Source organism: Streptomyces sp. NBC_01363, from assembly GCF_026340595.1.
Taxonomy (GTDB): Bacteria; Actinomycetota; Actinomycetes; order Streptomycetales; family Streptomycetaceae; genus Streptomyces.
The window spans coordinates 1,010,493-1,033,530 of the sequence record NZ_JAPEPF010000001.1 but is presented as its reverse complement, the minus strand read 5'-3'; the positions used below and the strand labels follow the sequence as shown (position 1 = coordinate 1,033,530).

The window sequence follows — 23,038 nt, the reverse complement described above, 5'->3', positions numbered from 1 at the left end:
CCATGATCAGTACCCTGCTCGTCGCCAACCGGGGCGAGATCGCCTGCCGGATCTTCCGCACCTGCCGCGCGCTCGGCATCGCCACCGTCGCGGTGTACTCCGACGCGGACGCCGACGCGCTCCACGTACGGGAGGCCGACACCGCCGTACGGCTGCCGGGCGCCGCCCCGGCCGACACCTATCTCCGCGGCGACCTCGTCGTACGCGCCGCGCTCGCGGCCGGTGCCGACGCCGTCCACCCCGGCTACGGCTTCCTCTCCGAGAACGCCGGATTCGCCCGTGCCGTGCAGGACGCCGGTCTCGTCTGGGTCGGCCCGCCGGTCAAGGCCATCGAGCTGATGGCGTCCAAGACCCGCGCCAAGGAACTGATGGCCGCCGCCGGGGTGCCGCTGCTCGCCCCCGTCGACACCGGGCGGGCCACCGTCGACGACCTGCCGCTGCTGCTCAAGGCGGCGGAGGGCGGCGGCGGACGCGGGATGCGGATCGTCCGCGAACTCGCCGAACTGCCCGCCGAGTTGACTGCCGCCACCGCTGAGGCCACGGCCGCCTTCGGGGACGGCGAGGTCTTCGCGGAGCCGTACGTGGAGCGCGGCCGGCACGTCGAGGTCCAGGTCATGGCCGACGAGCACGGCGGGGTCTGGGCGCTGGGCACCCGCGACTGCTCCCTCCAGCGACGCCACCAGAAGGTCGTCGAGGAAGCTCCCGCACCCGGTCTCGACGACGCGCTGCGGACCCGGCTGCACGACGCCGCCGTGGCCGCCGCCCGCGCCGTCGACTACCGGGGCGCGGGCACCGTCGAATTCCTCCTCGCCGCCGACGGGCGCCCGTACTTCCTGGAGATGAACACCCGCCTCCAGGTCGAACACCCCGTCACCGAAGCCGTCTTCGGGCTCGACCTCGTGGCCCTCCAACTCCGCATCGCCGAAGGCGAACCGCTGCCCACCACCGCACCCCCCGCACCGCACGGCCACGCCGTCGAGGCCCGCCTCTACGCCGAGGACCCCGCCCGCGACTGGCAGCCGCAGACCGGAGCACTGCACACGCTGGACGTACCCGGTGTAGCCGGCATCCGCCTGGACACCGGCTACACCGGCGGCGACACCATCGGCGTGCACTACGACCCGATGATCGCCAAGGTCATCGCCCACGCTCCCACCCGCACCGAAGCCGTACGCCTCCTCGCCCGTGCCCTGGAACGCGCCCGTATCCACGGCCCGGTCACCAACCGCGACCTACTCGTACGGTCCCTGCACCACCCCGACTTCCTCGCCGCCCGCCTCGACACCGGCTTCTACGACCGCCACCTGGACGCCCTCACCCCGGCCCCGTCCCCGGACGAAGCAGGGCCGCGCCGCGCCGCCCTGGCCGCCGCACTCGCCGACGCCGCCGCCCGGCAGCACGGCCCCGGACCGGGCCCCGTCCGCCTCGGCGCCTGGCGCAACATCTCCTCGCAACCCCGGACCAAGCGCTACCGCGCCGAACCCGACGGCACCGAACACGAGGCCGCCTACCGCACCACCCGCACCGGCCCCGTCCCCGAGACCGGCGAACGCGTCATCGCCGCCGGGCCCGATCGCGTCACCCTCGAAACCGACGGCGTCACCCGCCACTTCGACATCGCCGTCCACCGGGACAAGGCGTACGTGGACACCGCCCACGGCTCGTACACCTTCACCGTCCTGCCCCGCTTCACCGACCCCACCGACCGCACCGAACCCGGCTCACTGCTCGCCCCCATGCCCGGCACCGTCGTCCGCGTCGCCGACGGGCTCACCGCCGGGGCGCCGGTCGCGGCCGGACAGCCCCTGATCTGGCTGGAGGCGATGAAGATGGAGCACCGCATCCTCGCCCCCGCCGCCGGCACCCTCACCGCGCTCCACGCCGCTCCCGGCCTCCAGGTGGAGGTCGGTGCCCTGCTCGCCGTCGTGCAAGACGTACAGGAGGAACCGAAGCAATGAGCACCGTCCTCGAAACCGAAGAGCACCAGGCACTGCGCGCCGCCGTCGCCGCACTCGGAAAGCGCTACGGACGCGACTACATGACCTCCGTCGTCCGCGACGGCGCCCACCCGCGCGAACTGTGGACCGAAGCCGCCAAGCTCGGCTACCTCGGTGTGAACCTTCCCGAGGAGTACGGCGGCGGAGGCAGCGGCATGGCCGAACTCTCCATCGTCCTGGAGGAGTTGGGCGCGGCCGGCAGCCCGCTGCTCATGATGGTGGTCTCCCCGGCGATCTGCGGCACCGTCATCGCCCGCTTCGGCACCGACACCCAGAAGCGGCAGTGGCTCCCCGGCCTCGCCGACGGCAGCCTCACCATGGCCTTCGGCATCACCGAACCCGACGCCGGATCCAACTCCCACCGCATCACCACCACCGCCCGCAAGGACGGCGAGGACTGGCTGCTCACCGGACGCAAGGTCTTCGTCTCCGGCGTAGACATCGCCGACGCCACTCTCGTCGTCGGCCGCACCGAGGACGCCAGGTCCGGCAGGCTCAAGCCCTGTCTCTTCATCGTCCCCCGCGACGCCCCGGGCTTCGGCCGCTCGCAGATCGACATGGAACTCCAGGCCCCGGAGAAGCAGTTCGAGCTGGTCCTCGACGATGTGCGCCTCCCCGCCGACGCGCTGGTGGGAGACGAGGACGCCGGGCTTCTCCAGCTCTTCGCCGGGCTCAACCCCGAACGCATCATGACCGCCGCGTTCGGCATCGGCATGGGCCGCTACGCACTCGCCCGCGCCGTCGAGTACGCGAAGACCCGCCAGGTCTGGAAGGACCCCATCGGCTCCCACCAGGCCATCGCCCACCCCCTCGCCCAGGCCCACATCGAACTGGAACTGGCCCGGCTGATGATGCAGAAGGCCGCCCGGCTCTACGACGACGGCGACGACATCGGCGCGGGCGAGGCCGCCAACATGGCGAAATACGCGGCCGGCGAAGCCTGCGTCAAGGCCGTCGACCAGGCCGTGCACACCCTCGGCGGCAACGGCCTCACCCGTGAATACGGCCTCGCGTCCCTGGTCACGGCGGCCCGCGTCGCCCGGATCGCACCCGTCAGCCGGGAAATGATCCTGAACTACGTCTCCCACCAGTCCCTGGGCCTCCCCAAGTCGTACTGACACACGGCAGTCTGTCTCCCCACACCGCCGCTCCGAAGGGACCCACCGCCATGGCGCACGTGTTCCACAGCGACTACCCCGCCGTACAGACGCTCGACGTGCCCATCCACGAGGCGGTCCTGGGGCAGGCCACCACCTCGTACGGCGACACGGTGGCCCTGATCGACGGGACGGACGACAGCTCCGCCCTCACCTACCGGCAGCTCGACGCCTTCCACCGGAAGATCGCCGCGGCGCTCGCCGGGGCCGGGGTGCGCAAGGGCGATGTACTGGCCCTGCACAGCCCCAACACCATCGCCTACCCGGCGGTGTTCTTCGGCGCGACACGGGCCGGCGCCACCGTCACCACCGTCCACCCGCTGGCCACGGCGGAGGAGTTCGCCAAACAGCTCCGCGACTCCTCCGCCCGCTGGATCGTCACCGTCTCCCCGCTCCTGGACACGGCGCGCAAGGCCGCCGGACTCGTCGGCTCCATCGAGCAGATCTTCGTCTGCGACCGGGCCGAGGGACACACCTCCGTACTCGACATGCTCGCCACCACCGCCCCCGAACCCCGCGTCACCGCCGACCCCGGCGAGGACATCGCCGCCTTGCCCTACTCCTCCGGCACCACCGGAACCCCCAAGGGCGTCATGCTCACCCACCGCTCCATGGGCACCAACCTGGAGCAACTCCGCCCCTTCATCCCCATGGGCCCCGGCGCCCGCATCCTGGCCGTGCTCCCCTTCTTCCACATCTACGGCCTCACCGCCCTGATGAACGCCCCGCTGCGCCTGGGCGCCACCGTCGTCGTGCTGCCCCGCTTCGACCTCGACCAGTTCCTCGCCGCGATCGAGAAGCACCGCATCACCGGCCTGTACGTGGCCCCGCCGATCGTCCTCGCCCTCGCCAAGCACCCCGCGGTCGACCGGTACGACCTGTCCTCGCTGGAGTACGTCGTCAGCGCCGCCGCCCCGCTCGACGCCTCGCTCGCCGCCGCCTGCTCGAAGCGGCTCGGCCTGCCGCCCGTGCGCCAGGCGTACGGCATGACGGAACTCTCCCCGGGCACCCACGTCGTCCCGCTCGCCGCCGAGAACCCGCCGCCCGGCGCGGTCGGCAAGCTGCTGCCCAGCACCGAGATGCGCATCGTCCCGCTGTCCGACTCCTCGTCCGGGCAGGGCGAGATCCTCATCCGCGGCCCGCAGGTGATGAAGGGCTACCTCGGCCGCCCCGAGGCCACCGCCGAAATGATCGACGCCGACGGCTGGATGCACACCGGCGACATCGGACATGTCGACGCCGACGGCTGGCTGTTCGTCGTCGACCGGGTGAAGGAACTCATCAAGTACAAGGGCTACCAGGTCGCCCCCGCCGAACTCGAAGCTCTCCTCCTGACCCACCCGTCCATCGCCGACGCCGCCGTCATCGGCGTGACCGACGACGAGCGCAACGAGGTCCCCAAGGCATACGTCGTCCGCCAGCCCTCCGCCCCGGACCTCACTGCGGACGACGTCATGACGTACGTCGCCGAGCACGTCGCCCCGTACAAGAAGGTCCGGCAGGCCGAGTTCATCGACGCGATACCACGCGCCACCTCGGGCAAGATCCTCCGCCGCGAACTGCGCGACCGGGAACGGAGCCACTGACCGCATGCAGGACTCAAGGGCAGTCCTGCGCGGCCCGCGACGCCGTGGCGTGCAGTCTTGTGAGACGCGCGGTCTCGTCGTCGCGGAACGCGGCCACCTCGCGGCACCGCTGGCTCATGACGAATTCGCCGAGGCTCATGCACAGATCCATGCGCTGGATGCACACCCCGATCATGAAAGGTCCGTCCGTGGCCCGGTACAGCCGGACCCCGTAATAGCCCTCCTGGCAGTCCTGGTCATTGTTGAACCGACAGCCGATGCATGTCTCGGGGAGGCGCACGGGGCGGATGCTCTTGGCGTACAGCGTGCGTCCGTCCGGGAGGACATAACGCACGCGCTGATCGGATGCCCCGGCTGTGACGATGCGGCGGACCGGTACGGCGCCGACGTGATCAACGACAGCTTGCATCGCGTCGAGTGACGCACCGCCGTCCTCCAGTGACACGAGCATGCGCACGACGACGGCGCGGCCGTGCCGCTCGATGATCCGAAGCACGCGGTCCACGTGACTGCGGTCGGGGATCACGATGTTCGCGGACACCTTTACCCCGTGCGCGGTCGCAGCCTCGATCGTGGCGTCGAGGGCGGCAAGCTTACGCTCGGCGAGCTTCGGGGAGGCGAGGCGAGGCCCCTGCACGGCGGCGAGTTCTTCGGGCGTGGTTCCGAAGACGGACAGGTTGATGCGGTCGAGGCCGGCGGCCGCGGCAGCGGGCAGTACTGCGGCTCCGGCTTCGCCGTTCGAGGTGAGTCCCACGGTGAGACCCAGACGGCGGGCAATGGTGATGAGGCCGGGCAGGTCCGGGTGAAGGGTGGGTTCTCCGCCGGTGAGGTGGACTTCTGAGGTCGGCAGTGCGCCGCGTACGGCGGCGAGCGCGAGGGCGAAGTCGGCGTCGGCGGCGATCCGAGCCGGCAAGAAGTCGGCGCCGTTGGTGCGCAGGTAGATGGAGACGCGCCCGGAACGGCCTGAGCTGCCGGTGAACTGACCGGCGGGACGGTGCATGTTGTCGGCCGTCACGGGCGTCCCTTCGTTGTGGCAGAAGGAACAGGCGAGGCCGCACGCATCGATGATCTTCACGCGTAAGGTCCGGTCCGGCCGCACTTCGACCGGCAGGTTGGACAGGTTGTGCACGTTGGTCCCTCTCGGTCCGGCCGGGGCGGGAGTCCCGGCCGACGGGTGCGGGTGTCGGCCTACTCGAACCGCAGGTCGGCGATCCTTTCGAGGTCGATGCCGTACAAGCCGTAGACCTTCATGGTGTTGATCGAGGTGAGGCCGTCGCGGTCGAGGCCGAGGGCGGCGGCTGCTTCCCACACCTGCGCTTCGTCGTCGGCCTCGATCTCCAGATAGGGCGGGATGCGCGGCCACTCGTCGACCTCCATGCGGACCGCCCCGAGCGTGTAGGAGGTGCGGCGGTTCTCCTGATAGCCGCGCGGGGTCAGCCCGGCGAGCCGGAGCAGGGTGGCGGTCTCGGCGAAGTCGTCGACCGTGACCTCGGTCTCGCGGGTCCCGTCGACGGCGTCGGTGCTGATCTCCTTGACGCACAGGGTGACCGTGTCTCCCGTGTCCCGCAGGCGCACCCACCGGCCGGGAACGGGCGGCACGGTGTCGTACACGTACCGCCGCATGACGCGCGCCGGGACCGCCTCGGCCCCTCCGGCGGCGAGGATCCGTCGGGCGATGTCCGCGGGGTCGATACCGAGGACTTTCGCCTCGTACTCGATGTCTGTCACAGGGCTGACTCCTTGCTTCCTTCGAATGGCGGCAGTTGGATCTGCACGTTCAACGACTCTGGGTCGCCTTGTCCGGCGGGGCCGGTCGGATGGTCAGCCTGACCGCGGGATCTCCGCCCAGACGAACTTGCCGAGGGGCCGGTCCCCGGACCCCCACAGCCCCGGGCACAGCGCGTCGAGGATGACCAGGCCGCGTCCGCGATTGCGTTCGTGGTCGCGCTCGGCGGACGCGAACTGGTGGCGGGGCATACGGCGTACGGGATCGTGCACCTCGATGCGGGTTCGCTCGCCCTCGGTGTCAAGAACGACGCGGATCTTGTCACCCGGCTCGGTGCCGTACCGGTAGGCATTGGTGACGAGTTCGCTGGTCACCAGGACGACAGCGTCGATGTGCGGATCCGGGATGCCTGGAGCGTGATGGTCGATGAACTCGCGGACGAAGTCACGGGCACGGCGCACCGATTGCGGTTCGCTCGCCAGCGGCAGGGTGGACGGCGGGGCCTGCGGAAGGTCGATCATGCATGTTCCTCATGGACAAGTGCCTTGTGTGGAAGGTGTTTTGCTCCGGTAGGCACGGCTACATGGCGGATTGATCGCTCACGGAGAGTGGTTTCAAGGCTGCACGGCGCAGTGCGCAACATGCAAGACTTCATAGCGCTGTACCGCTCTTAAATCATCGAACTGATGTCTTGTGCTGCGAAGTGAGCGTCGGACTGCTTTCATCGCGAGGGGTGGAAGTCCCTCATATTGAGTTCTTCGGGAAGGGTGAAGATGGCTGAGGGTCAGGCCGGATCGACCGTGCCGCGTCGTCAACTGGGGCGAAATCTCAGGGATCTGCGCAATCGGGCTCATCTGACGGTCCGTGCGGCAGCGAAGAAACTTGAATGGTCCGAGGCGAAGATGTGGCGCATCGAGACCGGACAGACCGCGCTGCGGAGCCTCGACGTTCAAGCGATGTGCCTGGTGTACGGCGCTCCGCCGGACCTCACCGAGGCGCTGATGGGTCTGGCGAAGGAGACCAAGGCGCGTGGGTGGTGGCAGGCGTACGGCGATTCGATCCCGGAGGGATTCAACGTCTTCGCCGGATTGGAAGAGGCTGCGGACAATCTGGCGGTGTACGAGACCGACCTCGTTCCTGGGCAGTTCCAGACCGAGGGCTACGCGCGCGAAATCATTCGTACGCACATCTGGGGGATCAGTGAAGCGGACCTCGATGGACGCCTGCGCCTGCGCATGGAGCGACAATCACGCCTGACCCGAGCCATGGACCCGCCGACGTTGCGTGTTGCGCTGGACGAGTCGGTGCTACGGCGTCCCGTCGGAGGCCCCGAGGCGATGGCACAGCAACTTGCCCATCTGGTCTATGTCGCGGGGCTGCCGAACATCTCGATTCGCGTCACGCCGTTCGCTGCTGGTATGCACTCAGGAATGGTCACCGGTCCGTTCGTGATCCTCCGGTTCCCGCGGACCGGTGACGGGATCGACACCGAACCGCCGACCGTCTACGCGGACGGATACACCGGTGGCCTGTTCCTGGACAAGGAACGGGAGGTGCAGCAGTACGACGCGGCCTTCGCCGATATCTGGAAAGCATCGCTGGACGAGCAGGCGTCGCGGCGCCTGATTTCTGAGGTGGCTGGGAGCTATGAAAAAGGTTGAGAACGCCGACTGGTTCAAGTCGAGCTACAGCAACGGAGAGGTTCAGTGCGTCGAGGTGGCACACCTTGGCGGCGCGGTCGCCGTGCGAGACAGCAAGGAGCAGGCGGGGCCGGTTCTGACCTGTGCTTCCGAGGGGTGGCAGACCTTTATCGGAAGCGTGGCCGAGGGCGCGTTGTAGGACCTGCCCGTGGCGATGCGGGCGGGGCAACTGCTCCGCGAAACGCCAACGCGCCTCCGTACAGCCGAAGACGGCCGTGCAGGGGCGTTGCTGTGAGCAGGCGGTGAACCGCCGCAGGCGCAGGCAATGCTCGTGAAGTGAGGAAGCGCTCGGCCTTAGCGAAGCCCTGGCTGGCAAGAGACCGGACGCCTGACTGGGTGGGGCACGTCCCTCAAGGCCCCCGGGTCTCAAGGCCGCTCGGGCTTGCGGGCGAGGAAGGTGGCGAAGGACCTCTCGGCCCCTTCACCGGGCTCCTCCACCAGCCGTGCGGTGAGGACGAACCCGGCCTGCTTCAGGAGCTCGGCGAGCCGGTCGGTCGGCAGCAGGTAGGACTCGTAGGACACCGGAAGGCCGCCGTACGCCTGCGTGGGACGCAGATGCTGGCCGACCCCCACGTGCCCGGCCAGCATCACATGGCCTCCGGGCACGAGGGTCCGGTGGAACTCGCCGAACACCACCGGCAGCAGCTCCGGCGGCGTGTGGTGGGTGGAGTAGTACGCGAGGACGCCTCCGAGGGCGTCGTCCGCGATCGGGAGCGAGGTCATCGAGCCGACGCCGAAGGACAGATCGGGGTGGGCGTCACGGGCCAGCTCGATCATGGCGGGCGACAGGTCCATGCCGAACGCGGGCACGTTCCGTTCGGCGAGGTGGGCCGTGACCCTTCCGGGGCCGCACCCCAGGTCGGCGACGGGCCCGAGACCGGCCGTTCGCACCGTCTCCGCGAAGACGTCCAGCATCCCCCGCGACAGCGGATCCAACTCCGCCGGGGACTTGACCCGTTCGAAGTAGGCGGAGGCGACAGTGTCGTACGACTTCCGGACAGCGGCGAGGTAGGAGACGTCAGGCATGCGGGCGACTGTAACGAAGCCCCGCAGCGCCTGACTTCGGGGAGCCGGCCGGGAACATGCGGTACGGCGTCGTACACGTGCCGCCGCACGACCCGCGCCGGAGCCGCTTCGACCCCACCGGCGGTGAGGATCCGCCGGCCGGGGGCTGGCCCGTAACCGCTGGTTGTCACTACGGATCGTCGCGCAGGTCCCGGATGTACCAGTCGAACCGTGCGCCGCCGTTGCCGGGCGGCTGCTCGCCGGGGCTGAACCCTGCCCGCCGCGCGACTGCGGCGGATGCGCGATTCTCCGGATCGACCTGGATCACCGCCTCCTCGCCACCCTCGGTGGCCGCGTAGTGCGAAGCCAACAGGACCGCGCGGGTAGCCAGGCCCCGCCCCCTCCAGGAGGGGTAGAGGCCGTAGGCGACATTCACCTGGCCGGGGGCCAGGCCCTCTTTCGCGAACCGTAGGTCGACCGTTCCCGCCAGCGTCTCGTCGGGGCTCACCCGGATGCCGAAAGCGCGGAGCGGCCCGCCAGTGCCCCACTGCTCCCAACAGTGCCGGAAGTACGCTTCAACGCCCTCGCGCGTGCCGGGGCCGCCGTTGAGACAGCGAACCAGCAGTTCATCCTCCCCCGCGAGATGCGCCTCCACATCGTCCAGGCGCAGTGGCGACAGAGTGATGGTCCCGTCGGACAGTTTCACCTCATGCATCCGACGATCCTCGATGTCGAAGCCGCTTCGCACCATCGGATTCCGGGGGACGCCGCCCGGAGCCGCCCACCACAGAGAGCGATCTCGGAGGGGCCGCGAGGCGCCCCACCACGGCCTAGGCGACCCGAAGAACGATTCCGGGAGGCCCTGGAGCAGGCAGGCGGGCGTGCGGAATCCCCGGTCGCGCTTGCGAGGCGCCGGAAGGTACGACGACAGGGGTAATCATGCAAGCGTGCTTGATTGTTCTTGCTCCCGCTGCCACGCTCGACACGACGTCCCCGCAGCAAGGAGAGTGACCGATGAGCCGGCTCGCCCCACCCGCCCACGACCGGGGCATCACCACCCTCACCCTCGACTCGCCCGCCAACCGCAACGCACTCTCCGCCGCCCTGGTCGGCGAGCTCACCACCGCCCTGGACGACTGCGCGGCCGACGACACCGTACGAGCCGTCGTCCTCACCCACACCGGCAACACCTTCTGCGCCGGCGCCGACCTGACCGGACCGCCCGACCCCGCCGCCTTCGTCGCCCTGATGCGGCAGATCGTCGCCCTGCCCAAACCCGTCGTCGCCCGGGTCACCGGCCACGTACGGGCGGGCGGCCTCGGCCTGCTCGGCGCCTGCGACATCTCCGCGGCCGGCCCCGGAGCCACCTTCGCCCTCACCGAATCCCGCCTGGGCCTTGCCCCCGCCGTCATCTCCCTGCCCCTGCTGCCCCGCATCGACCCCCGGGCCGCCGCCCGCTACTACCTCACCGGAGAACGCTTCGACGCGACCGAGGCCGCCCGCATCGGCCTGATCACACTCGCCGCCGAGGAGGTGGACAAGGGCCTCGCCCCCGTCCTGGACGGGCTGCGCAAGGCGTCACCCCAGGGGCTGGCGGCATCGAAGAAGCTGGTCACGGCTACTGTGCTCGAAAGCTTCGACCAGCACGCCGAAGACCTCATCGCCCGCTCGGCGGCCCTCTTCGCCTCCGCCGAGGCCCGGGAAGGAATGACGGCCTTCCTCGAACGACGGGACCCCGCATGGGAGTTGTGACGCCCCCCACCGACCGGACCCCCAAGCAGGACCGCAGCCGCGCAACCCGCCGCCGACTCCTCGAAGCCGCCGTCGCCTGTCTCGCCGAACACGGCTGGGCGGGCTCCACGGTCTCCGTCGTCGCCGAACGCGCGGGCGTCTCGCGCGGCGCCGCCCAGCACCATTTCCCCACCCGCGAGGACCTGTTCACCGCAGCCGTCGAATACGTCGCCGAGGAACGCTCCGCCGCCCTGCGCGCCCTGCCCGTCCAGGGCCGCGCGGCCGTCGTCGCCGCCCTCGTCGACCTCTACACCGGCCCGCTCTTCCGCGCCGCGCTCCAACTCTGGGTGGCCGCCTCCAACGAGGCACAACTCCGCCCCCGCGTCACCGAACTCGAAGCCCGCGTCGGCCGCGAGACCCACCGCATCGCCGTCGAACTCCTCACCGCCGACGAGACGAAGCCCGGCGTACGCGAAACCGTCCAGGGCCTTCTCGACATGGCCCGCGGTCTGGGCCTCGCCAACGTCCTCACCGACGACACGGCCCGGCGGCGGAGGGTCGTGGCGCAGTGGGCGTCGCTGCTGGACGACGTACTCGACTGACCGCGGCGGACCGGCCGGGCAGGACCGGACAACGCCCCGCCCCGCCCGGTCCGGCGCTCAGTTCCCCAGATCCGCGAGCTGGTCGTACCCCTCGATCTCCCGGGGATCGCGCGGACCCGGACCCACGTACCGCGCCGAAGGACGCACCAGCCGCCCCGTCCGCTTCTGCTCCAGGATGTGCGCCGACCAGCCCGCCGTACGCGCGCAGGTGAACATCGACGTGAACATGTGCGCCGGGACCTCCGCGAAGTCCAGCATGATCGCCGCCCAGAACTCCACGTTCGTCGCCAGCACCCGGTCCGGGCGGCGCGCGTGCAACTCCTCCAACGCCGCCTTCTCCAGAGCCTGCGCCACCTCGAAGCGCGGCGCGCCCAGCTCCTTCGCCGTACGCCGCAGCACGCGTGCCCGCGGGTCCTCCGCCCGGTAGACCCGGTGCCCGAAGCCCATCAGACGCTCGCCCTTGTCCAGGGCCTTCTTCACGTACGCGGTGGCGTCACCGGTCCGCTCGATCTCCTCGATCATGCCGAGCACCCGGGACGGCGCACCACCGTGCAGCGGCCCCGACATCGCACCCACCGCGCCCGACAGCGCCGCCGCCACATCGGCGCCGGTCGACGCGATGACGCGGGCGGTGAACGTCGAGGCGTTCATGCCGTGCTCGGCGGCCGAGGTCCAGTACGCGTCGACGGCCTTCACATGCTTGGGGTCCGGCTCGCCCCGCCAGCGGATCATGAACCGCTCGACCACCGACTGCGCCTTGTCGATCTCGCTCTGCGGGACCATCGGCAGCCCCTGCCCGCGCGCCGACTGGGCGACGTACGACAGTGCCATCACGGCGGCCCGCGCCAGATCGTTGCGCGCCGTCTCCTCGTCGATGTCGAGCAGCGGCTTCAGACCCCACACCGGCGCGAGCATCGCCAGCGCGGACTGCACATCGACCCGGATGTCCCCGGAGTGCACCGGGATCGGGAACGGCTCGGCCGGCGGCAGTCCGGGGTTGAACGCCCCGTCGACCAGCAGGCCCCAGACGTTGCCGAACGACACATGGCCGACGAGATCCTCGATGTCGACACCCCGGTAACGGAGCGCACCGCCTTCCTTGTCCGGTTCGGCGATCTCCGTCTCGAACGCGACGACTCCCTCTAGTCCCGGTACGAAGTCGGACATGGCGGCTCCCTCGGTCGACGGCTCTGCGGAGGCCACAGTGGCCTGCTCAAGATACTGGCGGGTTCCCCCGACGCGGGGAAGCGTGACATCCGGCACAGCCCCCCGGATCGACGCCGCCGCGACGCCGCCCGGATCGCTCGCCACCCCTCCTCGCCGGGCCCGCTCGACCGCTGCGGCAGGATGACCCCGTGCCCACCGCAGACTCCCCCTCCGATTCCACCACCGATCCGGCCGCCATGCGCGAGCAGTACCGCTCCGAGGGCTTCACCGAGGACACGCTGGCCGCCGACCCGATGCAGCAGTTCGCCCACTGGTTCCGGCAGGTCGCCGTCGGCGGGCTGCTCCACGAGCCCAACGCCATGGTGGTCTCCACCGCCACCCCCGAGGGCCGGCCGTCCTCGCGCACCGTGCTGCTGAAGAAGTACGACGCGCGCGGCTTCGTCTTCTTCACCAACTACGAGTCCCGCAAGGGCCGTGAACTGAGCGCCAACCCGTACGTCTCACTGCTCTTCCCCTGGCACCCGATGGCCCGCCAGGTCATCGTCACCGGCAGGGCGGACCGGATCGGCCGCGACGAGACGGTCGCCTACTTCCGCACCCGCCCGCACGGCTCCCAGCTCGGCGCCTGGGCGAGCCCCCAGTCGACGGTGATCGGCTCCCGCGACGAGCTGCTCGCCCGCTACGAGGAATTGGCGGCCCGCTACCCCGAGGGCGAACACGTTCCCGCGCCCCCGCACTGGGGCGGCTTCCGCGTCGTCCCCGACACGATCGAGTTCTGGCAGGGCCACGAGAACCGGCTGCACGACCGGCTGAGGTACGTACGCGAGGGCGAGCAGTGGCGCGTCGAGCGCCTGTGCCCCTGAGGGCTGACCCGCCCGGACATGCAGAGACCCGCAGGCTCTGGTCCCTCCTTGCGGAGGAGCCGGCCGGACTTACCGGCGAGCCTGCGGGTCGGTGACTGCTTGGGATTGGCCGATGACCGGCCTGCACTGCAAAGTGCGCGACAACGGGCGTCAGCCCGCAGCCACCTCACGAGTCCGAGAAGAAATCACTTCTGGAACACCTCCTTTCGCGTGTAGCAGCAGCCTAGGAACGTCCCCGGCGCCGCACAAGCGAATTAATGCGGCGGCCGATTTCCGGGAAGTCGGTGTGTGCCGGGTGACGTTCGAGTTCAATGGTCTGACGTGCGGAAATGCCGGATGCGTCCTGCGGGGGGTATGGGGTGAGTGCGTCCACAAGCGGTGGAACGACCGAGGCGCTCGGGCCCGACGAGGGGCCGAAGGCCGGGTCCGGGGCCGAGTTGCTCGCCGCGTTGCTCGACGGGATGGACGCCGCGCTCTGCGCCTTCGACGCGGGCGGCAGGATCACCCACTGGAACCGCGAGGCCGAGCGGATTCTGGGCTGGTCCGCCGAGGAGGCCGTGGGGCGGTCCGGGTTCGCCGGGTGGGCGGTGCTGCGGGCGGACGCGGGCGAGGTGCGGGAGCGGCTGATGGCGGCCATGGACGGACCGGGCCGCCGCGTCCACGAGTTCGCACTGCTGCGCAAGGACGGCGGACGGGTGCTCGTACGGACCCAGTCGGCCGGGGTCCGGGGCGCGGACGGCAGACCGGCCGGGGTGTACTGCGCGTTCAGCGAGGCGCATGCGCAGATCGATCTGGAGCGGTCGATCGCGCTGAGCGAGGCGTTGTTCCAGGACGCGTCCTGGGGTGTGGTGCTGGTCGACGCGGATCTGCGGCCGACGGTCGTCAACGCGCACGCGGCACGGGCGCTGGGCGGCGGTCGCAAGACGATGCTGGGGCGCCCGCTGGGGGAGTTGATCGTGCAGGGCGTCGAGGATCTGGAGGGCGCCTTGCAGCACGTGCTCGCCGAGGGCGCACCACCGGCGCCCGCCGAGTTGTGGGTGACGCTGCGGACGGCGGAGGGGGACCGGCGGCGCTGCTGGCGCAGCGGATTTCTGCAGCTGGCGTCGCCGCTCGCCGAGGAGCCGGTCCCGCTGGGGGTCGGCTGGCTGTTCCAGGACGTGACGGTGGAGCGGCTGGCGGCGCAGGAGGCGGACCGGGTGCGGTTCCGCTCGAACCAGCTGCACCGGGCCTCGCGGTCGGCGTCCGAGTGCGAGGACCCGATGGAGGCGGCGACGTCCTGTCTGGACTACGCGCTCGCGGGCTTCGCGGACCATGCGCTGGTCGATCTGGTGGCGGGGGAGGGGCTGGTGCGGGTGGCGGCGACCCCCGCCGGTGAGCCGGGTCCGTGCCTGCCGGTGGCCGGCGGCTCCATTCCGCTGCGGTACGCGGCGGGGCACCCGGCGCTCCAGGCGGTGGACCGGACGGGTTCGGTGAGGGCCAGTGCGGGGGTCGGGCCCGGGGCCGGGGTGTGGGCGGCCGAGCGGCAGTGGCCGGGTGATTCCGCGCACGCGCTGTGTGCGGTACTGCGGAGCAGGGGGCGCACGCTGGGCGTGGTGACCTTCCTGCGCTCGGCCCACCGCACCGCCTTCGAGCGCCCCGACGCGGCGTACGCGGAGACGGTGGCGGCCCGGGTCGCGGGGGCGGTCGACCTGGCGCAGGTGACGAAGCGGCCGTAGGCGACGCGGTCCGGCCAGGGGTGCGCCGGGCCCCGTCGCGGAGCCCGGCACCGACCCCCGCCGGACCCCGGAACCGACCCCCGCCGGAGCCCGGCACCGACCCCCGCCGGAGCCCGGCACCGACCCCCGCCGGGCCCGGCCTCACGCCGCGTGCAGTGCCAGCGTCGGTGAGAGGCGGGACGCCCGCACCGCCGGGTAGAGGCCCGCGATCGTGCCGATCACCAGCGTCGCGCCGAAGCCACCGCCGACCGCCCACGGCGGCACCACCCAGGGCAGCCCGCCGGAGTACGCGTACACCCCGGTCGCCGCCGCACCGAGCGCCACGCCCGCCAGGCCGCCCAGACCGGAGAGCATCAGCGACTCCGTGACGAACTGGATGCGGATCTGGCCCCGGGTCGCGCCGAGCGAGCGGCGCAGGCCGATCTCGTACCGCCGCTCCAGTACCGAGATGATCATGGTGTTGGCGACCCCGACGCCGCCGACGAGCAGCGCGATGCCGCCCAGTCCCAGCAGCAGGCTGCTGAACGCCCCCTCGGTCGCCGCCTTCGCCCGGAGCGCCGACGACGGGTCGGTGACCTTCACGTTCTGCGGGTTCTGCGGGTCGACCGTCGCCGCCATGACCTTGCGCACGTCCTGCACCGCCGCGTCGGCCGAGCGCTCGTACACCGACGTCGGGTGGCCCTCGAAGCCCAGCAGGCGCTTCGCACCCTCCCAGCCGACCAGGGCGGAGCGTTCGATCTCCGGCGCGAGCGGCAGCGGGGCGAGGATGCCGACCACGGTGAAGTACCGGTCGCCCAGCCACACCTGCCGGCCCGGAGCGGTGATGCCGAGACGCTCCGCGGAGACATGGCCGAGCACGACGGAGGGGTAGCGTCCGGTCGCGCTGTTGAGCCAGCTGCCGCTGCGGACCTCGCCGCGCAGCACCCGCAGCAGGTCGCCGGTGGTCGCCTTGACGGTGATCCCGCCCGTATCGTCCTTGTCGATCTTCTCGTTGCGGCGTGCGGTCGCGTCGAGGTCGGCGGTCGCGCCCACCTCCTGGACGCCCTTGATGCGGCCCACCATCCCGACCGCGTCCTCGGGCAGCTCGACGTCCTGCCCGGCGAACATCGAATCGCCGGGGGAGGCCACGAGCAGGTTGGTGCCCAGCTTGTCCAGCTCCCGGAGCAGTTGGGCCTGGCTGGAGGCGGAGATGCCCACCACCGAGATCATCGTCGCGATGCCGATGGCGATGCCCAGGGCGGAGAGCACGACCCGCATCGGCCGGCTGCGCAGCCCCGCCGAGCCGACGTGCAGCACGTCCCGGGGGCGGAGCCGGGCCGCTTTCAGCCGCCCCCGGCCCCGGCCGTCGGCCTCGCGGTCCGCGCGCCGCGCCCTCACTGGTCCGCCCCCGTCGCGGCGGGGGAGCGGCCGTTCCCGGATCCATCGCACACATCCGTGGATGGATCGGGTACGTCCGTGGACGGATTGCGTACGTCCGCGACCACCTGGCCGTCCCGGATGCGCACCTCGCGCGGCAGGTCCTGGGCGATCTCGGTGTCGTGCGTGATGACCGCGATGGTGGCGCCCTCCCGGTTGAGGTCGCGCAGCAGCTTCATCACCGCTTCCCCGGACGCCGAGTCGAGCGCCCCGGTCGGTTCGTCGGCGAGCAGCAGCGCGGGTTCCCCCACGACGGCCCGCGCGATGGCGACCCGCTGTTTCTGTCCGCCGGAGAGCTGGTGCGGCTTGTGGTCGAGGCGGTCGGCGAGCCCGACCCGCTCCAGCGCGTCGGCGGCCCTGCGGCGGCGTACGGCACGGGACAGGCCCGAGTACAGCAGGCCCTCGGCGACGTTGTCGCGGGCGCTGACGCCCGGCACCAGGTGGAACGCCTGGAAGACGAAGCCGACGTGCTGGGCACGCAGTGCGGAGAGCCTGCGGTCGGAGAGCGCCGCCACGTCGTGCCCGGCGATGTGGACGGACCCGGCGGTGGGGCGGTCCAGGGTGCCGATGATGTGCAGCAGCGTGGACTTGCCGGAGCCGGACGGGCCGACGATGCCGAGGAGTTCGCCCTCCTCGACGGTGAGGTCCACCCCGCGCAGGGCGGCGACCGGGCCCGGGTACTCCTTGGTGACGCCCCTGAGGCCGACGACCGTGCTCATATCTTCGGCACCCCGACCTTCATGCCCTCGCGCAGCCCGCCGCCGGACACCTCGACCCGGCCCTCGGCGAACATGCCGAGCTCGACCTTCACATCGCGGACCGTGCCGTCCTGGACGACCTGGAGGCCGAAGCCGCCGCCGGGCAGCGCGAGCAGCGCGTTCACCGGGACGCTGAGGACGTCCTTGTGCAGCTCGCCGGTCAGGTTCACCGTGACCGGCGACTGGTCGAAGCCGCCGACCTCCGCCGGCTTGTCGAAGGAGACGGTCAGGGCGACCTTGGGGCTGTCGTCCTGCGGGTCGTTGCCGGGCTTCGCCGTCCGGCCGACCGAGGAGACCGCCCCGGCCGCGTTGCTGCCGTCCGGCAGATCGACGGTGACCTTGGTGCCCGCCTTGGCGAGCTGGCTCTCGGCGACGTCGAGCTCGAAGGTCACGATGCGCTCGGAGCCGGTCGTGGTGAGGACCGGAGCGCCGGGCTGGGCCAGTTCGCCGACGGCCGCCTCGACGTTCTTGATCCGGACCTCCCCCGGGGCGAAGGCGATGTCCTGCGGCCCCACCGTTCCGGTCCGCTTGCTGTCGTGGGACTCCTGCCAGCGCTTGACGGCGGCCGCGGTCAGCTCGGTGTACTCGTCGTCCGGGGTGAAGCCGGTGTAGCCGAGCTCCGCGAGATTGCGCTCCAGCTGCTCCACGTCCCGGCCCCGGTCGCCCGGCTTCAGCGTCCGGTACATCGGCCCCGAGCCGTACATCAGCCACACCGCCCGGCCGTCGACCTCGTACAGACGCTCGTTCCGCTTGACGGTCGAGCCGGTGCGCGGGGTCCAGGTCATGGTGCCCGCCGCACCCGCGTTGACCTTGCGCTGTTTGTCGTAGCCGAGCGTCCCGTCCGCCTGGGCGCTGTCGCGCAGGTCGCCGCGCTCGACCGCGGCGGTGGCGGGGGGCAGCCCGGTGTTCTTCGGGCCGCCCGTCTCCTCGGCGGAGCCGAACCGGGTGAGAGCCAGTGACCCGGCCGTCACGGCGAGCACCGCCGCAGCGGCCGCCAAGGCCCGTCCGCGCCTCACCGCCCGACGCTTTCGCACGCCGCGTTGGCCTTCTCGAACTTCTTCATGTCCTTCGGCTTCATCGCGGGCGCCGCCTGCATGGCCCCGCCGTCGAACTTCGGGTCGGGCATGTCGAAGCCGTTCTTGCGCATGCACCGGGCGAAGGCGACCGCCTTGTCCTTCTCGGCCTGGGTGAGCTCCTTGGGCCCGCCGCCGACCGCCTTGTCCTGGCAGGCCTTGAACGCCTTCTCCATCTCCTTCTTGCTCTTGCCGCCGCCGCCGACGGTTATTCCGCGGCCGTTCTCGCCCGGCTTCGGCTCCGGGACGTCCAGACCCTGCTCCCGCAGGCATTTGCGGTGCTCCAGGGCCTGGTCCTCCTCCGTCTTCCTGTTGTCCGAAGCAGATCCGCCGCTCTTGGTTCCGCTTCCGCCGCCGTCGCCCGAGCAGGCGGTGGCCGACAGGACGACGGTGGCGGCGATCAGGCAGGCGGCGGCGACGCCGCGACTTTGTGCGCGGGAGGTGGTCCGGCGGGAAATGGTCGGGTTCATGAGGGCTCCTCGTCCGTTGCTGACAGGCCGGGTGCGTACGGCCCGAGCGTGTGCGAGGACGCGGTTTCGTTTCTCTCAGCCCGGATGCTTACACCGGCGAAACATCGCTTTCGGTTAAACAGAACCCATGCGTGTGCTGGTGGTGGAGGACGAGGAATTCCTGGCCGGGATGATCGCCGAGGGGCTGCGCCGCGACGCCGTCGCGGTGGACATCGCCCCCGACGGCCTGGCGGCGCTGGACCGGCTTCGGTTCGGCGCGTACGACGTGATGATCCTCGACCGCGATCTGCCGGGGCTGCACGGCGACGAGGTGTGCCGGCGGGTCGTGGGCATGCGCCTGCTGACCCGGATCCTGATGCTCACCGCGTCCGGGACGGTACGGGACCGGGTGGCCGGCCTCGGGCTCGGCGCCGACGACTACCTGACCAAGCCGTTCGCGTACGACGAACTCCTCGCCCGGGTCCTGGCGCTCGGCCGCCGTGCCCGCCCCGCTCTCCCGCCGGTCCTGGAACGGGCCGGGCTGACGCTCGACACCGCCCGCCGCCAGGTCTGCCGCGACGGCCGCTACCTCTCGCTCTCCCGCAAGGAGTTCGCCGTGCTGGAGACCCTGCTGCGGGCTGAGGGCGCGGTCGTCAGCGGCGACGACCTGATCGAGGAGGTGTGGGAGGAGGACACCAGCTACCGCACCAACGCGGTCCGGGTCACGCTGTCCAAGCTCCGCGCCAAACTGGGCGCGCCCCCGGTGATCGAGACGGTCCCGGGGGCCGGCTACCGCATCGGGGACGGCCTCGCCGACGGGCCGGGGAACCAGGGCCCCGCGAGCGGACCGGGGGGCGGTGACGCGGCCGGACCGGTGAACGGGGCGGCGGACCGGCCGGACGACGGCTCCGCGGACCGGCCGGGGGAGGGCCGGTGAGCAGCGAGCGCGCCCGGCTCACCGCGCTGTACGGCGGACTGCTGGTGCTGGCCGGCGCCCTGCTGGTGGGGCTGGTCTACCTGCTGGTCAGTGAGGGCCTCTACGCCAGTGTGCTGACCGCGGTGGCCCCGGCGGTCCCCGCCGGGGCCACCGCCTCCGCCGTCCGGTCGGGCATGGTCACCGCGCCCGCGCTGCCGTCGTCGGACTGGGCGCAGACCGTGGTCATGCAACCCGGGCAGTACGCGGTGGCGCAGCGGGTCAGTACCGCCGCCGGGGACGCCGCGCTCAGCCAGCTGCTGACGGTCTCCGGGGTCTCCCTCGCCGTCTACTCGGCGCTCTCCGTCGCGCTCGCCTGGTGGATGGCGGGCCGGGTGCTGCGGCCGGTCGGCGTCATCACCGCCCGCGCCCGCCGGCTCTCCGGCAGCAACCTGCACGAACGCCTCGCGCTGAAGGCCCCGCCCGGCGAGCTCAAGGAACTGGCCGACACCTTCGACGGGATGCTCGACCGGATCGAGGAGCTGGTCGCCGCCCGGCAGCGGTTCGCCGCCAACGCCGCCCACGAGCTGCGCACCCCGCTCGCCGTGCAGCGGGCCGCAGCCGAGATCGGCCTCGCCGACGACCCGTCGCCCGAGAAGGTCGCCTGGATCCGGGCCAAGCTCATCGACACCGCCGCCGACAGCGAGCAGCTCATCGAGGGACTGCTGCTCCTCGCGGTCTCCGACGAGGGCCTGCGGCGGCGCGAACGGGTCGAACTGGACGCGACCGCGGCCACGGTGACCGAGGCGCTGGAGGCGGAGGCGAAGGAACGGTCCATCACCGTCGAGGCGGAGGCCCGGCCGCTGTCGGTCGAGGGCGACCCGGTCCTGCTGGACCACCTCGTGCACAACCTGGTCGCCAACGCGCTGCGCCACAACCACCCCGGCGGGACGGTACGGGTCCGGGTGGGGCCGGACGGTCTGGAGGTCGCCAACACCGGGCCGGTGGTGGACCCGGCGACCGTGCCCCTGCTGTTCGAGCCGTTCCGCCGGGCGCAGGCCCGCCGCCACGCTCCCGGTGAGGGGGCCGGCCTGGGGCTCTCCATCGTGGCGTCGATCGCGAGGGCGCACGGCGGCGAGGCGAGTGCGACGGCGAACCCGGGCGGCGGACTGACGGTCCGGGCCGTACTGCCGACGTGCCCGTAGCGGGGGGCGGCCGGCGGCCCGGCGCGATCAGTGGCGGTAGAAGATCCGGTCCCGGTACTCCGTCATGACGCGCCCGTTCCACTCGTGACCGCCGTCGACGTTTCCCGACCGCAGCATCGGAGGTTCGACCCCCCGCGCCACGAGTTGCTCCACCGCGGCGGCCATCATCGCCTGCATCACCGCACTGGTGACGACCGTCGACGCGGGTGCGAACGGCGCCTCGACCCCCTCGGCGGTCAGCTCCGCGTCGCCGATGGAGATCTTGCTGTCGAGCACGATGTCGCAGTGGTCCCGCAGGAAGCCGCCCGAGCCGTGCCGGGACCGGGTGCCGTGCGCGTACGCCACCGAAGTGACGCCGATGACCTTCAGGCCGAGCGCCCGCGCATTCATCGCCATCTCCACCGGAAGCGCGTTGCGCCCGGAGAGCGAGATGATCACGAGGACGTCGCCCGCCTTTGCGGGGCTGGAGTCGAGCACCGCGCCCGCCAGCCCGTTGACCCGCTCCAGTGCCGAGCCGAGGGGCGCCGGCATGACGTCGACGCCGACGCTCCCGGGCACGGCCAGCAGGTTCATCAGGGCGAGGCCGCCCGCCCGGTAGACGACGTCCTGCGCGGCGAGGGAGGAGTGCCCGGCGCCGAAGGCGAAGAGCCTGCCGCCCGCCGCGACGGTGTCGGCGATCGCCGCACCGGCGGCCGCGATGTTGCCGGACTCCTCGTCGCGTACCCGCTCCAGCAGGCCGATCGCTGCGTCGAAGAACTGACCGGCCAGCTTGCTGTCGCTCATCGAGGAGGCCCTTTCCGGCGGGAGGAAGTGCTCACGGGTGTCCGTGCGCGGATCACGTTGCGGTCTGGACCAGTGACATGTCAATACCGCCCACGCGGCTCCGCTGCACGGTGTTCGGCCGGTGCGGCACGGTTGTCGGCGGTATGCGTCAGAATTGGGTCAGGGCCAGCGCACGACGTTTTTCATGTCACAGCATCGAGGGGCACGAATGTCCGGACTGATCGACACCACGGAGATGTATCTCCGCACCATCCTCGAACTCGAAGAGGAAGGCGTGGTCCCCATGCGCGCCCGGATTGCGGAACGGCTGGACCAGAGCGGTCCGACGGTCAGCCAGACGGTGGCGCGCATGGAGCGTGACGGCTTGGTGCAGGTCGCGGGCGACCGGCACCTGGAGCTGACCGACGAGGGGCGCCGCCTCGCGACGCGTGTGATGCGCAAGCACCGGCTCGCCGAGTGCCTGCTCGTCGACGTCATCGGTCTGGAGTGGGAGCAGGTCCACGCCGAGGCATGCCGCTGGGAGCATGTGATGAGCGAGGCCGTGGAGCGGCGGGTGCTGGAGCTGCTGCGCCACCCGACGGAGTCCCCGTACGGGAATCCCATCCCGGGCCTGGAGGAGCTGGGTGAGAAGGCCGAGGCCGACCCGTTCCTCGAAGAGGGCATGGTGAGTCTGTCGGAGCTCGACCCCGGCGCCGAGGGCAAGACGGTGGTCGTGCGCCGGATCGGTGAGCCGATCCAGACGGACGCCCAGCTGATGTACACGCTGCGGCGCGCGGGTGTGCAGCCCGGCTCCGTGGTCAGCGTGACCCAGTCGCCCGGTGGCGTGCTGGTCGGCAGCAGCGGCGAGGCGGCGGAGCTGGACGCCGAGGTCGCCTCGCACGTGTTCGTGGGCAAGCGCTGAGCAGTACCACCGTCGGGTGGGCGCCCCTGGGCGGATGCCGCCGAGGGGCGCCCGTCCTGGCCGGATGACGCCGCTGGGGCGCCGCCTGGCCGAATGCCGTCGCCGGGACGTCCCGGCGTGACGTCCGCTTTCCCTTTTTCCGTCCGGAATTGCAGCGCCCGGACGGATCACGTGCCAGGCTGTGCCTGAGGCATACCTGAGAGTGTCGGCCATCTGGCCGCGCGGTCGGGGAGGGAGCAGGCGCATGCGCCCGTCGTACCGGCGTGTCCGGCACGCGTACCGGAGAGTGGC

Annotated in this window: 23 protein-coding genes; 12 read left to right on the top strand and 11 right to left on the bottom strand. The window is 71.4% G+C overall.

Going from position 1 to position 23,038, the window contains the following annotated elements:
* Positions 1-2 precede the first annotated feature (2 nt).
* The 3 genes from OG611_RS04820 to OG611_RS04810 are packed head-to-tail and all read left to right on the top strand — an operon-like array spanning position 3 to position 4,740.
* Complete coding sequence (locus OG611_RS04820; RefSeq protein ID WP_266415854.1) at positions 3-1,958, top strand: biotin carboxylase N-terminal domain-containing protein; 1,956 nt, start codon at positions 3-5, stop codon at positions 1,956-1,958.
* Positions 1,955-3,115: an acyl-CoA dehydrogenase family protein gene (locus tag OG611_RS04815; protein WP_266415852.1), complete on the top strand. Its 1,161-nt coding sequence runs from the start codon at positions 1,955-1,957 to the stop codon at positions 3,113-3,115. The genes OG611_RS04820 and OG611_RS04815 overlap by 4 nt, the downstream gene beginning before the upstream one ends.
* Positions 3,116-3,165: 50 nt before the next feature.
* On the top strand, positions 3,166-4,740 hold the full coding sequence (locus OG611_RS04810; RefSeq protein ID WP_266415850.1) for a 4-coumarate--CoA ligase family protein: 1,575 nt from the start codon (positions 3,166-3,168) through the stop codon (positions 4,738-4,740).
* Between the two features lie 13 nt (positions 4,741-4,753).
* On the opposite strand, the gene OG611_RS04805 is transcribed toward OG611_RS04810, so the two are convergent.
* The 3 genes from OG611_RS04805 to OG611_RS04795 form a co-directional block, all read right to left on the bottom strand.
* A complete protein-coding gene (locus OG611_RS04805) occupies positions 4,754-5,869 on the bottom strand; it encodes a radical SAM protein (protein WP_266415848.1) in 1,116 nt (371 codons plus the stop codon).
* A gap of 59 nt (positions 5,870-5,928) precedes the next feature.
* Positions 5,929-6,468 carry a class IV adenylate cyclase gene (locus OG611_RS04800; protein WP_266415846.1) on the bottom strand — a complete coding sequence of 180 codons (540 nt, stop codon included), beginning with the start codon at positions 6,466-6,468 and terminating at the stop codon, positions 5,929-5,931.
* A gap of 93 nt (positions 6,469-6,561) precedes the next feature.
* A complete protein-coding gene (locus OG611_RS04795; protein WP_266415844.1) occupies positions 6,562-6,987 on the bottom strand; it encodes an ATP-binding protein in 426 nt (141 codons plus the stop codon).
* 252 nt (positions 6,988-7,239) lie between these two features.
* Between OG611_RS04795 and OG611_RS04790 the strand changes: the two genes are divergently transcribed.
* Both OG611_RS04790 and OG611_RS04785 read left to right on the top strand, forming a co-directional pair.
* Positions 7,240-8,127 (top strand): helix-turn-helix transcriptional regulator, encoded by an 888-nt coding sequence (locus tag OG611_RS04790; RefSeq protein WP_266415842.1) that lies wholly within the window; start codon positions 7,240-7,242, stop codon positions 8,125-8,127.
* Positions 8,114-8,305: a DUF397 domain-containing protein gene (locus OG611_RS04785; protein WP_266415839.1), complete on the top strand. Its 192-nt coding sequence runs from the start codon at positions 8,114-8,116 to the stop codon at positions 8,303-8,305. Before OG611_RS04790 ends, OG611_RS04785 begins: the two co-directional genes overlap by 14 nt.
* 227 nt (positions 8,306-8,532) lie before the next feature.
* Here the strand turns inward: OG611_RS04785 and OG611_RS04780 are convergent, their stop codons facing one another.
* Together OG611_RS04780 and OG611_RS04775 are read right to left on the bottom strand one after the other, a co-directional pair.
* Complete coding sequence (locus OG611_RS04780) at positions 8,533-9,192, bottom strand: class I SAM-dependent methyltransferase (protein WP_266415837.1); 660 nt, start codon at positions 9,190-9,192, stop codon at positions 8,533-8,535.
* A 169-nt stretch (positions 9,193-9,361) separates the two neighbouring features.
* The gene (locus OG611_RS04775; protein WP_266415835.1) at positions 9,362-9,922 is read right to left on the bottom strand and encodes a GNAT family N-acetyltransferase; all 561 of its coding nucleotides are present in this window, start codon (positions 9,920-9,922) and stop codon (positions 9,362-9,364) included.
* Between the two features lie 263 nt (positions 9,923-10,185).
* Here OG611_RS04775 and OG611_RS04770 point away from each other — a divergent pair, with 263 nt between their 5' ends.
* Complete coding sequence (locus OG611_RS04770; RefSeq protein WP_266415833.1) at positions 10,186-10,923, top strand: enoyl-CoA hydratase family protein; 738 nt, start codon at positions 10,186-10,188, stop codon at positions 10,921-10,923.
* Positions 10,911-11,504 (top strand): TetR/AcrR family transcriptional regulator, encoded by a 594-nt coding sequence (locus OG611_RS04765; RefSeq protein WP_266415831.1) that lies wholly within the window; start codon positions 10,911-10,913, stop codon positions 11,502-11,504. Before OG611_RS04770 ends, OG611_RS04765 begins: the two co-directional genes overlap by 13 nt.
* 57 nt (positions 11,505-11,561) lie before the next feature.
* On the opposite strand, the gene OG611_RS04760 is transcribed toward OG611_RS04765, so the two are convergent.
* Positions 11,562-12,671, bottom strand: a complete 1,110-nt coding sequence (locus tag OG611_RS04760) for a citrate synthase 2 (RefSeq protein ID WP_266415828.1) — start codon at positions 12,669-12,671, stop codon at positions 11,562-11,564.
* 236 nt (positions 12,672-12,907) lie between these two features.
* Between OG611_RS04760 and pdxH the strand changes: the two genes are divergently transcribed.
* Together pdxH and OG611_RS04750 are read left to right on the top strand one after the other, a co-directional pair.
* Complete coding sequence (gene pdxH / locus OG611_RS04755) at positions 12,908-13,534, top strand: pyridoxamine 5'-phosphate oxidase (protein ID WP_266425535.1); 627 nt, start codon at positions 12,908-12,910, stop codon at positions 13,532-13,534.
* Between the two features lie 359 nt (positions 13,535-13,893).
* The gene (locus tag OG611_RS04750) at positions 13,894-15,249 is read left to right on the top strand and encodes a PAS domain-containing protein (RefSeq protein WP_266415826.1); all 1,356 of its coding nucleotides are present in this window, start codon (positions 13,894-13,896) and stop codon (positions 15,247-15,249) included.
* 141 nt (positions 15,250-15,390) lie between these two features.
* Here the strand turns inward: OG611_RS04750 and OG611_RS04745 are convergent, their stop codons facing one another.
* Genes OG611_RS04745 through OG611_RS04730 form a run of 4 tightly spaced genes read right to left on the bottom strand, consistent with a single transcriptional unit; the run spans position 15,391 to position 18,966 of the window.
* Positions 15,391-16,626: an ABC transporter permease gene (locus tag OG611_RS04745; protein WP_266415824.1), complete on the bottom strand. Its 1,236-nt coding sequence runs from the start codon at positions 16,624-16,626 to the stop codon at positions 15,391-15,393.
* Complete coding sequence (locus OG611_RS04740; protein ID WP_266415822.1) at positions 16,623-17,384, bottom strand: ABC transporter ATP-binding protein; 762 nt, start codon at positions 17,382-17,384, stop codon at positions 16,623-16,625. Before OG611_RS04740 ends, OG611_RS04745 begins: the two co-directional genes overlap by 4 nt.
* On the bottom strand, positions 17,381-18,421 hold the full coding sequence (locus OG611_RS04735; protein WP_266415820.1) for an efflux RND transporter periplasmic adaptor subunit: 1,041 nt from the start codon (positions 18,419-18,421) through the stop codon (positions 17,381-17,383). Before OG611_RS04735 ends, OG611_RS04740 begins: the two co-directional genes overlap by 4 nt.
* A 14-nt stretch (positions 18,422-18,435) precedes the next feature.
* Positions 18,436-18,966, bottom strand: a complete 531-nt coding sequence (locus tag OG611_RS04730) for a hypothetical protein (RefSeq protein WP_266415818.1) — start codon at positions 18,964-18,966, stop codon at positions 18,436-18,438.
* Between the two features lie 127 nt (positions 18,967-19,093).
* On the opposite strand from OG611_RS04730, the gene OG611_RS04725 reads away from it, so the two are divergent.
* Positions 19,094-19,882, top strand: coding sequence for a response regulator transcription factor (locus OG611_RS04725; protein ID WP_266415816.1), 789 nt, complete (start codon positions 19,094-19,096; stop codon positions 19,880-19,882).
* Complete coding sequence (locus OG611_RS04720) at positions 19,879-21,063, top strand: HAMP domain-containing sensor histidine kinase (protein WP_266415814.1); 1,185 nt, start codon at positions 19,879-19,881, stop codon at positions 21,061-21,063. The genes OG611_RS04725 and OG611_RS04720 overlap by 4 nt, the downstream gene beginning before the upstream one ends.
* Before the next feature lie 27 nt (positions 21,064-21,090).
* Here the strand turns inward: OG611_RS04720 and OG611_RS04715 are convergent, their stop codons facing one another.
* Positions 21,091-21,846: an SIS domain-containing protein gene (locus tag OG611_RS04715; RefSeq protein WP_266415812.1), complete on the bottom strand. Its 756-nt coding sequence runs from the start codon at positions 21,844-21,846 to the stop codon at positions 21,091-21,093.
* 208 nt (positions 21,847-22,054) lie between these two features.
* Between OG611_RS04715 and OG611_RS04710 the strand changes: the two genes are divergently transcribed.
* The gene (locus OG611_RS04710; RefSeq protein WP_266415810.1) at positions 22,055-22,747 is read left to right on the top strand and encodes a metal-dependent transcriptional regulator; all 693 of its coding nucleotides are present in this window, start codon (positions 22,055-22,057) and stop codon (positions 22,745-22,747) included.
* Positions 22,748-23,038 lie beyond the last annotated feature (291 nt).

Bases quoted from the DNA above. Each gene is read 5' to 3' on its own strand.
- OG611_RS04820 (WP_266415854.1), top strand. From the start codon at position 3: ATGATCAGTACCCTGCTCGTCGCCAACCGGGGCGAGATCGCCTGCCGG.
- OG611_RS04770 (WP_266415833.1), top strand. From the start codon at position 10,186: ATGAGCCGGCTCGCCCCACCCGCCCACGACCGGGGCATCACCACCCTC.
- OG611_RS04775 (WP_266415835.1), bottom strand. From the start codon at position 9,922: ATGGTGCGAAGCGGCTTCGACATCGAGGATCGTCGGATGCATGAGGTG.
- OG611_RS04810 (WP_266415850.1), top strand. From the start codon at position 3,166: ATGGCGCACGTGTTCCACAGCGACTACCCCGCCGTACAGACGCTCGAC.
- OG611_RS04715 (WP_266415812.1), bottom strand. From the start codon at position 21,846: ATGAGCGACAGCAAGCTGGCCGGTCAGTTCTTCGACGCAGCGATCGGC.
- OG611_RS04815 (WP_266415852.1), top strand. From the start codon at position 1,955: ATGAGCACCGTCCTCGAAACCGAAGAGCACCAGGCACTGCGCGCCGCC.
- OG611_RS04760 (WP_266415828.1), bottom strand. From the start codon at position 12,671: ATGTCCGACTTCGTACCGGGACTAGAGGGAGTCGTCGCGTTCGAGACG.
- OG611_RS04765 (WP_266415831.1), top strand. From the start codon at position 10,911: ATGGGAGTTGTGACGCCCCCCACCGACCGGACCCCCAAGCAGGACCGC.
- pdxH (WP_266425535.1), top strand. From the start codon at position 12,908: ATGCGCGAGCAGTACCGCTCCGAGGGCTTCACCGAGGACACGCTGGCC.
- OG611_RS04785 (WP_266415839.1), top strand. From the start codon at position 8,114: ATGAAAAAGGTTGAGAACGCCGACTGGTTCAAGTCGAGCTACAGCAAC.
- OG611_RS04780 (WP_266415837.1), bottom strand. From the start codon at position 9,192: ATGCCTGACGTCTCCTACCTCGCCGCTGTCCGGAAGTCGTACGACACT.
- OG611_RS04740 (WP_266415822.1), bottom strand. From the start codon at position 17,384: ATGAGCACGGTCGTCGGCCTCAGGGGCGTCACCAAGGAGTACCCGGGC.
- OG611_RS04725 (WP_266415816.1), top strand. From the start codon at position 19,094: ATGCGTGTGCTGGTGGTGGAGGACGAGGAATTCCTGGCCGGGATGATC.
- OG611_RS04730 (WP_266415818.1), bottom strand. From the start codon at position 18,966: ATGAACCCGACCATTTCCCGCCGGACCACCTCCCGCGCACAAAGTCGC.
- OG611_RS04795 (WP_266415844.1), bottom strand. From the start codon at position 6,987: ATGATCGACCTTCCGCAGGCCCCGCCGTCCACCCTGCCGCTGGCGAGC.
- OG611_RS04790 (WP_266415842.1), top strand. From the start codon at position 7,240: ATGGCTGAGGGTCAGGCCGGATCGACCGTGCCGCGTCGTCAACTGGGG.
- OG611_RS04710 (WP_266415810.1), top strand. From the start codon at position 22,055: ATGTCCGGACTGATCGACACCACGGAGATGTATCTCCGCACCATCCTC.